General features: G+C 66.8%; 11 protein-coding genes and 1 pseudogene. 8 read left to right on the forward strand and 4 right to left on the reverse strand.

Features of this window, described 5'->3' with window-relative positions:
* Positions 1–45: 45 nt before the first annotated feature.
* Together NH448_RS14625 and NH448_RS14630 are read right to left on the reverse strand one after the other, a co-directional pair.
* Positions 46–1,659, reverse strand: a complete 1,614-nt coding sequence (locus tag NH448_RS14625; protein ID WP_239452499.1) for a peptide ABC transporter substrate-binding protein — start codon at positions 1,657–1,659, stop codon at positions 46–48.
* 141 nt (positions 1,660–1,800) lie between these two features.
* Positions 1,801–3,432, reverse strand: coding sequence for a peptide ABC transporter substrate-binding protein (locus NH448_RS14630; protein ID WP_045991314.1), 1,632 nt, complete (start codon positions 3,430–3,432; stop codon positions 1,801–1,803).
* Between the two features lie 386 nt (positions 3,433–3,818).
* Between NH448_RS14630 and prfB the strand changes: the two genes are divergently transcribed.
* The 7 genes from prfB to NH448_RS14665 all read left to right on the forward strand — a co-directional run bounded on the left by prfB (position 3,819) and on the right by NH448_RS14665 (position 10,645).
* Positions 3,819–4,917, forward strand: a protein-coding gene (prfB, locus tag NH448_RS14635; RefSeq protein WP_197037043.1) for a peptide chain release factor 2 whose coding sequence is annotated in 2 segments (ribosomal slippage) — positions 3,819–3,893 and positions 3,895–4,917 — 1,098 coding nt in all. Because the reading frame shifts where the segments join, the coding sequence is not laid out codon by codon here.
* 150 nt (positions 4,918–5,067) lie between these two features.
* On the forward strand, positions 5,068–6,597 hold the full coding sequence (gene lysS / locus NH448_RS14640) for a lysine--tRNA ligase (RefSeq protein WP_124804943.1): 1,530 nt from the start codon (positions 5,068–5,070) through the stop codon (positions 6,595–6,597).
* Between the two features lie 159 nt (positions 6,598–6,756).
* A complete protein-coding gene (locus NH448_RS14645) occupies positions 6,757–7,143 on the forward strand; it encodes a hypothetical protein (protein ID WP_045991311.1) in 387 nt (128 codons plus the stop codon).
* A 163-nt stretch (positions 7,144–7,306) separates the two neighbouring features.
* The gene (locus tag NH448_RS14650) at positions 7,307–8,773 is read left to right on the forward strand and encodes an MFS transporter (protein ID WP_108131212.1); all 1,467 of its coding nucleotides are present in this window, start codon (positions 7,307–7,309) and stop codon (positions 8,771–8,773) included.
* Between the two features lie 72 nt (positions 8,774–8,845).
* The gene (locus tag NH448_RS14655; RefSeq protein ID WP_045991309.1) at positions 8,846–9,157 is read left to right on the forward strand and encodes a BolA family protein; all 312 of its coding nucleotides are present in this window, start codon (positions 8,846–8,848) and stop codon (positions 9,155–9,157) included.
* Positions 9,154–10,092, forward strand: coding sequence for a hypothetical protein (locus NH448_RS14660; protein ID WP_253028929.1), 939 nt, complete (start codon positions 9,154–9,156; stop codon positions 10,090–10,092). Before NH448_RS14655 ends, NH448_RS14660 begins: the two co-directional genes overlap by 4 nt.
* On the forward strand, positions 10,064–10,645 hold the full coding sequence (locus NH448_RS14665; protein ID WP_253028930.1) for a GNAT family N-acetyltransferase: 582 nt from the start codon (positions 10,064–10,066) through the stop codon (positions 10,643–10,645). The genes NH448_RS14660 and NH448_RS14665 overlap by 29 nt, the downstream gene beginning before the upstream one ends.
* Positions 10,646–10,794: 149 nt before the next feature.
* On the opposite strand, the gene zapB is transcribed toward NH448_RS14665, so the two are convergent.
* Together zapB and rsmD are read right to left on the reverse strand one after the other, a co-directional pair.
* The gene (zapB, locus tag NH448_RS14670; RefSeq protein ID WP_045991307.1) at positions 10,795–11,016 is read right to left on the reverse strand and encodes a cell division protein ZapB; all 222 of its coding nucleotides are present in this window, start codon (positions 11,014–11,016) and stop codon (positions 10,795–10,797) included.
* A 164-nt stretch (positions 11,017–11,180) separates the two neighbouring features.
* Positions 11,181–11,855: a 16S rRNA (guanine(966)-N(2))-methyltransferase RsmD gene (gene rsmD / locus NH448_RS14675; RefSeq protein ID WP_253028931.1), complete on the reverse strand. Its 675-nt coding sequence runs from the start codon at positions 11,853–11,855 to the stop codon at positions 11,181–11,183.
* A gap of 171 nt (positions 11,856–12,026) precedes the next feature.
* On the opposite strand from rsmD, the pseudogene NH448_RS14680 reads away from it, so the two are divergent.
* A pseudogene (locus NH448_RS14680) lies at positions 12,027–12,474 on the forward strand (hypothetical protein); the annotation flags it as partial.

A 12,474-nucleotide genomic window follows, 5' to 3' on the forward strand; every position in this document is an offset into this window, starting at 1 on the left:
GGCCATCCCTGGCCGCGCCCGCGATGGGGTTGGAGCGGGTGATCGTCAGGGCGCGTCGGCGTCCACGGACACGTAGCGCAGCGGATGCACGTCGAGCGTCGTGGGCTGCCAGCCCTTGACGTCCGGCGAGACCAGGTTGACGACCACGTAGTCGTAGATCGGCAGCATCACGTCGGCTTCCAGCAGGCGCTGCTCGGCCTCGCTCATCAGCGCGGCGCGTCGGTCCGCGTCGAGCTCATGGGTGCTGGCCTCGACCAGGGCGTCGTACTCGGGGTCCGCGTAGCCGGTGCTGGCCGCCGCCGAGCCTCCCGCGGCGTAGGCGTTGAGGAAGTCGTAGGGGTCGTTGACCGTGGCCACGAAGCCGTAGCGGGCGATCTCGAAGTCGCCCTGGCGCAGGCCGGCGAAGTGCACCGCCGCCTCGCGGTTGACCAGCTCGATCTCCACCCCCAGCGGGCGCCACATGGCGGCGATGGCCACGGCGATCTTCTTGTGGTCTTCCAGGGTGTTGTAGGACAGCTCAAGTTCAAGCGGTCGATCCGGCCCGTAGCCGGCCTGATCCAGCAGCTCCCGGGCCCTGGCCCGGCGGCTGTCCATGTCCTGATCATGGAAGTCGAGGCTTGCCGAGGTAGGCGAGGCGATGGTGCGGGGCACAAACCAGTAGGACGGCGTCTGGCCCATGCCCAGCAGGCGCTCGGTGATCACCTCGCGGTCGAGCGCCAGGTTCAGCGCCTCGCGCACCCGCTCATCGCTGAGCGGCGTGCCTTCACGCAGGTTGAGCATATAGAAGTAGCTGCCGATCAGCGGCCCGACGCGCAGCGACTCGCCCAGGTTCTCCTGGGCCCACTCGAAGCGCGCGGAAGGCACCGCACCGTAGGCGATGTCGAGCTCGCCTGAGCGAAAACGGTTCATCAGCGCCGAGGTGTCCTCGATGGCGTGGAAGTCGACACCCTCCAGTGCCACCTCATCGACGGCGTAGTAGCGAGGGTTGCGCGCCACCTCGACCTTGTCCTGGGGCTTCCAGTCGGTGAGCACGAAGGGTCCACTGGCCACCAGGGTGCCTGGCCGGGTCCAGTCCTCGACGTCGCTGGTGAGCAGGTGGCGGGGCAGAGGTGCGGCCTCGGTCATTGCCATGGCCTGAAGAAAGTAGGCGGTGGGCTCGGACAGCCGGATTTCCAGGGTGTGGGAATCCAGAGCGGTGACGCCGAGGCTCTCGGGTTCGGCCGCGCCGGTGTTGATCGCCCGGGCGTTGATGATGGGGTAGTAGAGATTGGCGTTGTGGTTGGCGGTGGCCGGCGTCACCAGGCGTCGCAGGGCGAAGACGGCGTCGTCGGCGGTGATTGGCTCGCCGTCGGACCACTGCGCCTCGCGCAGCCGGAAGGTGATGACCCGACCGTCGTCGGACAGCTCCCAGGATTCGGCCAGGCCCGGCACCAGCGCGCCGTCGGGGCCGTAGTTGATCAGACGATCGAACAGTTGGCGGGTGATCCGGCTCTCCCAGTTGCCGTTGACCTTCTGCGGATCCAGGGTGCTGGGTTCGGCGCCGTTGCCGACCTGCAGGGTGGCGGCCTGGGCGTCGGCAGCGGGCAGACAGAGTCCGAGGCTTGTCGTTGCCATCAGGCCGGCAAGTGCCAGCGGACGAAAGGCGTCCATGGAGACCATAGTGAAGTCCTTGTGGGGTAGGCAGAGCATCGGTAGGGGACTCGCCTCCTGGTGGAGGCGAGTCCTTGAAGCGAGTCCTTGAAGATAGCCCAGCGCTGCTGTTTACAAGTCCCAGCGCTGCTATCTACAAACCCAGCGCTGCTACTCGTCGAAGGAGATCCAGCGAGACGGGTGATCGTCCTCGATATTGTCTTCCCAGCCGCTGATCTTCGGGTTCACCAGGTTGCGCGAGACGTAGTAGAGCATCGGGATCAGGGCGTCGTCGTCCATGGCCAGGGCCTCGGCGCTTTCCATGACGGCCTTGCGTTCATCCAGGTCCAGGGTGGCGGCGGCCTGGTCGTAGAGGGCGTCGAACTCCTCGTTGGCGTAGGCCCCGTAGTTGTTGCCGACGCCGGAACGCAGCAGCGCCAGAAAGTTCTCGGCGTCGTTGTAGTCGGCGATCCAGCCGGCCCGGGCCACATCGAAGTCTCCCTCGGCGATGGTCTGGTAGTGCACCGTGGCCTCGGCATTGACTAGCTCCACCTCGACACCCAGCGGGCGCCACATGGACGACACCGCCACCGCGATCTTCTTGTGCTCGTCGGTGGTGTTGTAGCGCAGGCGCAGTTCGAGCGGTGACTCCTGGCTGTAGCCGGCCTCTTCCAGCAATTGCTTGGCGCGGGCCATGCGGGCGTTCATGTCATCGGTGATGTCATTGCCGTCGGCGTCTTCGAAGCTGGTGTTCTGCACCTGGTAGTGATCGATGCCGTCAGGCACGAAGGACAGCGATTTCTGGAAGGTGCCGCCCATGATCTGCTGAGCGATGACGTCGCGGCGCACCGCCATGTTGAGCGCCTCGCGCACCCTGGGGTCGGCGGTGGGATGACCGTCGCGGTGGTTGAACACGTAGTAGTAGCTGCCGAGGTAGGTGGCCATGTGGGTGGCCTCGGGGATCTCTTCCTTCAACAGCGGGTACATGCTCGAGGAGTACTCGGTCATGATGTCCAGCTCGCCCGCGCGAAAGCGCGAGACGCCGGCGTTGCGATCCTCGATGGTGTGGTAGCGCACGCCGTCCAGCGCCACCTGGTCGGCCTCGTAGTACTCGGGATTCTTGACCACGGTGATGCGCGACTGGGAGATCCACTCGGTGGGGGTGAAGGCACCGTTGGTAACGATATTGTCGAGATCCACGTAGTCCCGGCCGTACTCCTCGAAGGTGTGCTGTGGCTGGGGGTAGCCGGTGTAGTGGGTCAGCAGCTGCAGGAAGTAGGGCGTCGGTTGAGTCAGCTGGACCACGAAGGTGCGGCCTTCGTCGCGGCTTTCCACGCCAAGCTCCTCCAGGGGCAGCTCGCCGGTGTTGACCTCCCTGGCGTTGACCACCGGATAGAGCATATAGGCGTACTTGGAGGCGTTGGCCGGGTCCAGCAGGTGGCGCCAGCCGAACACGAAGTCCTCGGCGGTGACAGGCTCGCCGTCGGACCAGCGGGCATCCTCGCGCAGGCTGAAGGTGTAGGTCTTGCCGTCCTCGGAGACCTCCCAGTCGGTGGCCATGCCGGGCAGGATCTCGCCGTCCGGGGCGTTCTTGACCAGGCCCTCGTAAACGTCCATCAGGATCTGGGACTCCCACACGCCGCCAGAGATCTGGGAGGTGTCGAAGGAGGCGAGTTCGCCGGTGACGCCAAGATCGAGGGTCTCGGCCATGGCCGGTGCGCTGATGGCGGCCGCCAGCGAGGACAGGGTCAGGCCGGAGGCCAGCGCCAGGCGGCGGGCCCAGCGAGCACGGTTCGCGATCATGTCAGTTCCTTGTTCGTGTTGGCATTGTTGTCGCGGGCCGGGCCGTTGGCAGCGCGGTTCGCTGCGACCACGGCCATTGTGGGAAGGCCGCACAAGGCGTGCGACACCGGCTAAGCCCGCTTAGTCGATATCGACCATCGCGCCGTGGCTCCGGTGCTGTCCAGACGAAAATTTTCATGACGTCTTGCGTTTCGTCGATAGCCCCGTGGGAGCCCTTGTGGCAAGGGGGCTCGATGGCAGGAGCAGGATGACGGGGTTAGACGTTTTGGCTACAATGCATCCCCTTTATCGCGGCCTGGCCGACGATCATCGCAACTGGCCCATCGCCACCGGCGCATCGCGAGCGCACGCCGGCACCCGGCGAGGGACGACAAAAGGCGAACTTCATGTTGGAAACCAACCCGATTCACAACCTCATCAAGGACCTGTCTGAGCGGACAGACGTCCTGAGGGGGTATCTTTGACTATGCCGAAAAGAAAGATCGGCTAGAGGAAGTCACCCGCGAGCTTGAGGACCCGGCGGTCTGGAACGACCCGGACTACGCCCAGAAGCTCGGCAAGGAACGTGCCTCGCTGGAACTGGTGGTCGCCACCATCGACGAGCTGGACCAGGGCCTCGGCGACAGCCGGGACCTGCTGGAGCTGGCCGAGATGGAAGACGATGAGGCCACCGTGGCCGAGGTCGAGAAGGAACTGGCCTCGATGCAGGCCAACCTCGAGAAGCTCGAGTTCCGGCGCATGTTCTCCGGCGAGATGGACGAGAACAGCGCCTATCTCGACATCCAGGCGGGCTCCGGCGGCACCGAGGCCCAGGACTGGGCCAACATGCTGCTGCGCATGTATCTGCGCTGGGCCGAGTCCCACGGTTTCAAGGCCGAGATCATCGAGCTGTCGGCCGGTGAAGTGGCCGGGATCAAGTCGGCCACGGTGCACGTCCAGGGCGAGTACGCCTTCGGCTGGCTGCGCACCGAGACCGGGGTGCATCGTCTGGTGCGCAAGAGTCCGTTCGACTCCGGCGGCCGCCGCCACACCTCCTTTGCCTCGGTGTTCCTGTCGCCGGAGATCGACGACAGCTTCGAGGTCGAGATCAATCCGGCGGATCTGCGCGTCGACACCTACCGCTCCAGCGGCGCCGGTGGTCAGCACGTCAACACCACCGACTCGGCGGTGCGGATCACCCACGAGCCGTCCGGCGTGGTGGTGTCGTGCCAGAGCCAGCGCAGCCAGCACGCCAACCGCGACTTCGCCATGAAGCAGTTGAAGGCGAAGCTGTGGGAGCTGGAAATGCAGAAGCGCAACGCCGCCAAGCAGGAGGCCGAGGACTCCAAGGCCGACATCGGCTGGGGCAGCCAGATCCGTTCCTATGTGCTGGACGACCAGCGCATCAAGGACCTGCGCACCGGCGTGCAGTCGAGCAACTGCGACAAGGTGCTCGACGGCGATCTTGACCAGTACATCGTCGCGAGCCTCAAGCAGGGGCTTTAAGCGACCGTCGCCAAGCCCACCGCGTCGCGACCTCGCCCCGGGAGCCAAGTGGCCCCGGGGCGTTTCGCCACCACCATTCATGGGTCCCGTGCCGGGGCCGTTCGGGGAACCGCCGTGGCGGCTTCCCTGCCGTGACAGAGACGAGTAGCCATGGCCAACCAGGATACGCCTTCCACCAATGACGCCGTTGCCGAAGAGAACCGCCTGATCGCGGAGCGCCGCGCCAAGCTGGCGGCTCGTCGCGAGCGCGCCGAGGCCGAGGGCGGCAGCGCCTTCCCCAACGACTTTCGCCGTGACAGCCTGGCCGCCGAGCTCGAGGCGGAACTCGGTGAGTACGATAAGGAAGCGCTGGAGTCGCTGGGCCGTGAGGCCGCGGTCGCCGGGCGCATCATGCGCAAGCGCGGTCCCTTTATCGTGATCCAGGACGTCAGCGGCCAGATCCAGCTCTACGTCGACAAGAAGGGGCTGGATTCCGCCCTGCTCGAGGACATCAAGGGCTGGGACATCGGCGACATCGTGGCCGGCCAGGGCCCGGTGCACAAGTCCGGCAAGGGCGACCTGTACGTGATGATGCGCGAGGCCAAGCTCCTGACCAAGAGCCTGCGCCCGCTGCCCGACAAGTTCCACGGCCTCACCGACATGGAAGCGCGTTACCGCCAGCGCTATGTCGACCTGATCATGAACCCGGACTCGCGCCGGGTGTTCGAGACCCGTGCCGGCATCATCAGCGCCATGCGCCGCTTCTTCGAGGATCGCGGCTTCATGGAGGTGGAAACGCCGATGCTGCAGCCGATCCCCGGCGGCGCCACGGCGCGTCCCTTCATCACCCACCACAATGCGCTGGACATCGACATGTACCTGCGTATCGCGCCAGAGCTTTACCTGAAGCGCCTGGTGGTGGGGGGCTTCGAGCGGGTCTTCGAGATCAACCGCAACTTCCGTAACGAAGGGCTCTCCACCCGCCACAACCCCGAGTTCACCATGGTCGAGTTCTACTGGGCCTACGTGGACTACCAGGCGCTGATGGATCTGACCGAGGCGATGCTGCGCGAGATCGCCCAGAAGGTGCTCGGCACCACCACCCTGAACTACCAGGGAGCGACCTACGACCTGGGCCAGCCGTTCGTGCGGATGACCCTGCGCGAGGCGATCCTGGCTCACGGCGAAGGCATCGAGGCCGCGGACATCGACGACCTCGACGCCGCCCGTGCCCTGGCCGAGCGCCTCGGCATCAAGGTCAAGGATGGTTGGGGACTCGGCAAGCTGCAGACCGAGATCTTCGAGGAGGTGGCCGAGGCGCGCCTGGACCAGCCGACCTTCATCACCGAGTATCCGGCCGAGGTCAGCCCGCTGGCGCGGCGCAACGACGCCAATCCCTTCGTCACCGACCGCTTCGAGTTCTTCGTCGGCGGCCGTGAGATCGCCAACGGCTTCTCCGAGCTCAATGACGCCGAGGACCAGGCCGAGCGCTTCCGCGCCCAGGCGGCCGAGAAGGACGCCGGTGACCTGGAGGCGATGTACTACGACGCCGACTACGTGCGCGCGCTCGAGGTAGGCCTGCCGCCCACCGCCGGCGAGGGCATCGGTATCGACCGCCTGGTGATGCTGTTCACCGACAGCCCCTCGATCCGCGACGTGCTGCTGTTCCCGGCGATGCGCCCGGAAGCCGGCGAGGCCTGAGCCGTTCGGCCTGGCCACCGAGGACAATGTCCCCAGTGGTCGGGTCGATGGATTGTCGGCGGGGTCGGGCCGATGGATTGTCGGCGGGGCCGGGCTTTTGCTGGCAAGCGAGGCCCTTAGCACCCATAATGGCTGCGATTCGACGTCGAGGAGACCGCGATGAAACTGCTCAACCGCTCCGCCCTGAGCGTCAGACCCACCCAGCACTTTGTTGACTGGATCAATGCCCTGGAACCGACCATGGGCGATGACGACCTCACGCTCGCCGACGTCGACCGGGAAAGCACGGTCTACCTGATCCCGGAGATGGACACCCCCGAGGCGCTGGAAGCCTTCGTTCGCGAGCGCTATCTCGAGGTGCTCGAGAACGAACTGCGCGCCTGGGAAGAGGACGAACGGCAGTGGCCCGAGGCCCTGAACTGGGAGCTGTTCCAGCGCTTCTTGCAGGTCGAGCACAGCTATCTGGCGATCGATCTGGATGGCGAGGCTGCGCTTGAGATCTCCGAGGTGGACGACGAACTGCTGGCCGACCTCGAGCAGGACTGAAACAGCGCGGCCTGCCGCCGCTGATCAGTGTCTGCCGGATGTACCCCGCAGGTGTCGACGAGACCGGCCACGGCCGGTCTCGTTGCGTGCCGGCATGACCTCCTGTGCCTGACCACCCCGATGCAAGACAACACCCGCCTAGACAACACCAGGAATTGCCCCGATGAGTCGACTGTTCTCCACTCGTGACGGCGACGACGGCCTGCCCGGGCCGGAGCGACGGCTGGCGGTCATCGCCTTGGTGCTGGGGACCCTGATGGCGGTGGTGGACACCACCATGATCAATATCGCGCTGCCCTCCATGGCGCGGGATCTGGGCGTGTCCGATGCCCGCGCGGTGTGGATCACCAACCTGTTCCAGGTGGTCTGCGCGGCCATGCTGCTGGTGTTCGCCGCCGCCAGTGAGTTGCTCAGTCGGCGCAAGGTCTACGTGGCAGGGCTCACCCTGTTCGTAGTGGCGGCGCTAGGCAGCGCGCTGTCGCCCAACTTCGAGACCCTGCTGGTGTTTCGTGCCCTGCAGGGCGTCGGCGCCGCCGCCACCCTGTCGATCGGGCCGAGCCTCTATCGCTCGATCTTTCCCTCGCGCCTGCTCGGCAGCGCCCTGGGCCTGTCGTCGCTGGTGGTGGCGGGGGGCTACGCCGCCGGCCCGTCGATCGGTGGTCTGGTGCTGTCGGTGGCCAACTGGCCGTGGCTGTTCGCCCTGAACGTGCCGCTGGGCGCCGCCGCCGCGGTCATGGCCTGGCGAGCCCTGCCCAGGGAGGAACGCCGCGAGGGCAACTTCGACGCCTTCGGCGCCCTGGCCTCCATGGCCATGCTGGCGGGACTGTTCATGTGCATGGACGCCGTCGGTCATCGCGCGCCGCTGGCCGAGATCCTGGCCTGGCTGGCGGTGACGGTGGTGTCGGCGGTGGCCTTTATCCGTCGCCAGGGGCGGGCTCCCCATCCGCTGCTGCCGCTGGGGCTGTTTCGTGAACCGCGTTTCAGCCTGGCAGTGTCCGCCCAGGGCACCGCCTTCATCGGACAGGGGCTGACCTTCGTTGCGCTGTCGTTTCTCTACCAGCAGCAGATGGGCTACTCGGCGCTGCATACCGCCTGGTTGTTTACCCCCTGGCCGCTGACCATCATGGTGGTCGGGCCGCTGTCCGGTCGTCTGGCCGATCGCTTCAACCCGAGCGTGGTGGCAAGCGTCGGCCTGGTCATGCTGTTGCTGGGGCTGGTCAGCCTGGCGGCGCTGCCGCAGGACGCCAGCGCGATCGACAGCCTGTGGCGTACCGCCCTGTGTGGCGCAGGCTTTGGCCTGTTCCAGCCGCCCAACAACCGTGAACTGATGACCAGCGTGCCCAAGGCCCGCAGCGCCAACGCCTCGGGGGTGATGAGTACCACCCGCACGGTGGGACAGTCGCTGGGGGTGGCCCTGGTCGGGCTGTGCCTGGCCGCCGGCGCCGGCGTTCAGCAGGCGTTGTGGGTCGGCGCTGCCACCACCTTGCTGGCGCTGGTGATCAGCCTGGTGCGTATCCCCCGGGCCCATCGTGCGTATCGTGCGGCGCGGGAGCAGAAGAAGGCCGCGCGCGCCGGCTACTCCGAACGAGTGGGCGAGGACTCCCCGAACCGGGTCGCGGATCGGGCTTAGTCAGCGGCTGGGCGAGGGCGTACAATGGCACAGTATGTACAAAATTAACCGTCACAGACGCGAGTACCCATCATGAGTATTCAGGCGACCATCGAACACAAGCTAAAGGCCCTGGAGCCCACCGAACTGGTGGTCGAGAACGAGAGCCACATGCACAGCGTGCCGCCGAACTCGGAAACCCACTTCAAGGTGACCCTGGTCTCCGAGCGCTTTTCCGGGCTGATGCCGGTCAAGCGCCACCAGCAGATCTACTCGCTGCTGGCCGATGAACTGTCCGGCCCGGTCCACGCCCTGGCGCTGCACCTTTACACCCCCGGTGAATGGGATAGCCGCAGCGCACCGCGTCCGGACTCGCCCAACTGCATGGGCGGCTCACGCTCGTGACGCCGGAGCCGACACGGCTCGCCTATCTGGATGCCATGGGGCTGACCGCCTGGGTGGCCCGCTACCAGCTGCCCAACGCCCGCGAGACCGAAGCCTGCGACTGGCCCGAGCCGGTACCAGAGGAGCGGCCCCAGCCCGGTGCCAAGGGCCTGCATGCGCTGCTCGAAGACATGCCCGCCTCGGCCGGCGGCGACACTTCCCCCGGGGCGACCGAGCAGGCCGCTGTCGCTGATTCGTCCTCTGCCGTCCAGGCTCCTGCACCCCAGGCGCCGGCTGGTCCGCGCAAGGCCAGGGCGCTGCTCGGTGATATCGTGCCCGATGCAGACGACGGTGCGGCGACGGCCCCCACGGCCATGCCGGCAGAGGATGAGGCGGAGGAAGGCGCCGAGCCGCTGCGCTTCGGCTGTCAGGTGGCCTGTCTCGACGGTCGCTGGCTTTTGCTGGTCGCCCGTGACGAACCGCTGGGGCCCCTGCACCAGCGGCTTCTGCTCAATATCCTGACCGCCGCCGGGGTCAGGCCGTCGCAGCGACCGGTATTCGACTCCCTTGCCTGGCCACTGGAAGAAGGCTTGCCGGTCAGGCGGCCGTTGGACGAGGCGCGTCAGGGGCTGAAGGCCTTTGTGGCCGGTCGGGCACGTCGTGGCTGGGCTCCGGAGCGGGTACTGGTATTCGGCCGCCAGGAGGCGCTGATGCAAGCACTGGCCCCGTCTGACGCCACCGACAACAGCGCGCAGCCTCCGCGCAGCCAGACCCTGGCGCTGCCATTGTGGCAGGGCCCGGGGCTCGATGAACTGCTCGCCGGTGACGGCGTCGGTGCCGAGGCCAAGCGCAGGCTGTGGGCGCAGATCGGCGATTGGCAGGCGCAGTGGGGTGACGGCGCGAAAGGTGATGGTGCTGGAGGCGATGGTGCAAGAGACGACAGCGATGGCGCCTGAGGCGACAGCGGGCCAGCAGAGCTGTCCGCATAGCGGTGTCTACGGTCCTGTCCGTGTCCTCGGCGCCGCCGATCTTGACGCCCTCTTGCGACTGGAAGCGATGCCGTCAGCGCCGTTGTCCAGCCCTCAGGCACTGGCTCAGGCACTGGAAGATGACCAGCGCCTGCTGCTGGGGATCGATCGGCTGGGTCCGGCGGGTGATGTCGGCGTTGAAGGCGGCCTTGATGCGGGCATGACGGGGCAGAGGGCTATTCACGCCTACGCCTTGCTGGCACGCCAGCCCTTCGAGGCCGAGCTGGAAGCGATCCTGGTGGCCCCGCAAGCTCGCCGCCAAGGGCTTGCCGCACGGCTGCTGACAAGCCTGATTGCGGTAGCGCGCCAGTGGGGCTCGGAGCGACTGCTGCTGGAGGTGCGTGCCGACAACGGCGCGGCGATCGCCTGCTACCGAGCCGCCGGCTTCGCCGAGGATGGTGTGCGTCGCGGCTACTATCCGCCGCTGGCCGATGGCGGCGAGCGTGTCGATGCCTTGCTGATGTCGCTGGCGCTTGACTGAAACAGCCTGAAGCGCACGGCTTCCGTGCATTCATCGTACGCGCAATGCAAAAGGGCTCCCCATGGGGAGCCCTTTTCATTCGTGTCGATCGTTCGTATCAGCCGTTCGAGTCGGCCGTTCGAGTCGACACTGCCGGCACACAAGGCAGGTCAGAGGCTATGGGCGGGCGCCTGTTCGGTATTGCCCGTTTCGCCTTCCACCTCATCGAGCTGGCCCAGGATGGCGGTCAGGCGACGTTCCCACTCTTCGCGATCCTGCTTCAGGCGAGCGTTTTCCTCGCGCAACTCCTCGGCTTCCAGTTTCAGCAATTCCAGGGCCTCAAGGGCGCTGGAGACCTTCTTTTCGAGTTGGTTGAAGAGTTCCGTGCTCATCCTCGTCTCCTGACATGACGTGGGGTGAAGGCGCGACGCGCGCCCCGATGGAACGAGCGTAACGCCGCCGCCGCCGGCGAACAAGCGTCGCCGGGCGGCGACGGGGCTGCTTTGCTGATTCGGCTCAGGAATTACGACGGTCGCGTGCTTGGGGTACTGCCGGCTCAGCTCTCAGGCGCAGCGTCCTTGAGCGAGTCGGCGTCGCTTTCGCTGCGTCGATACAGACGCCCCATGCTGTCTCCGGCGCGGACCTCTCGGTGTAGCTGCCAGGTGTGGGGCACGGCGGGAACCAGACCGCTTTCGACCTCCACGTAGATCCAGGCCTCATCCGCCAGCCAGCCGGCTTCCAGGGCCTGGCAGCATGGCTCGGCGAGGCCCTGGCGAAAGGGCGGGTCGAGAAACACCAGGTCGAAGGGGCTGGCGGTATCGTCTTTCAGCAGCGCGGCGGCGTCGGTGCGGCGCACCTGGGCGCGATCGATCGCCAGCGTCGCCAGGTTATCGCTGATGGCCTGGGCCACCTGGGCATCGCGCTCGACGAACAGGGCCTCGCTGGCGCCACGCGACAGCGCCTCCAGGCCCAGGGCACCGGTGCCGGCAAACAGATCGAGCACGCGGACGCGGTAAAGCTCGCCCCCGAGCCAGTTGAACAGGGTCTCGCGCACCCGGTCCGGGGTCGGGCGCAGGCCGGGCTTGTCGAGCACCGGAAGCTGGCGGCGGCGGTGTTCGCCACCGATGATACGCAGCTTGCCAGGCGGCCGACCGCTCGCGGGACTCTTGCCCGAGCGGGGTTTTCCGGCGCCGCCGCGCGGACGGTTTCTTGAAGGACGTTGTCGACTCATGGGCGGCGATTCTACCCCCATGGCCGGGTGTCGTCATGCCTTCGCCATCGCTTCTGTGGCAGGCTGTGGGCAGCGTCGCGTCGCCGCCTCGGGGCTGCCCTGTGTCCACAGCGAGCGGGCAGGGTGGTAGGATGTGGCGGTTCGTTCACCGGCTGAGGCGTCAGGTCATCCATGTTCGGTATTTTCAAGCGCAAGAAGAAGCACACGGGCGAAGAACCCGCCAAGGACCAGGAAGTCGTCGATCAGTCGTCTGCAGATGAGGCGGAAGGTGCGGCTGACAGGGAGGCTGAGCCAGGGGCTGACAGAGAGGCTGACAGGGGAGCTGACAGGGGAGCTGACAGGGAAACTGACAGGGACACTGAACAGCCCCGCGGCGACGAGCTGTCGCAACGCTCACCGTCGGATGCCGAGCCGCCCCAGCAGGGCCGGGAACCTGGCCCCGAGCCGACCGAGACCGCCGAGGCGGTGGTGCCGGAGCCTGTCGAGCCGGCAGCGCCGGCGCCTGCCGAGCCGTCCACCCCTGCCGAGCAGGCGCCCGTTGAACCTGAGCCCGACAAGCAAGAGCCCGACGAGCACGAGCAGAAGTCTGTCGAGCAGAAGTCCGGCGAGTCGCAAGCCG

It is taken from the genome of Halomonas sp. OfavH-34-E (assembly GCF_024124525.1).
In the GTDB taxonomy this organism is placed as follows: Bacteria; Pseudomonadota; Gammaproteobacteria; order Pseudomonadales; family Halomonadaceae; genus Halomonas; species Halomonas litopenaei.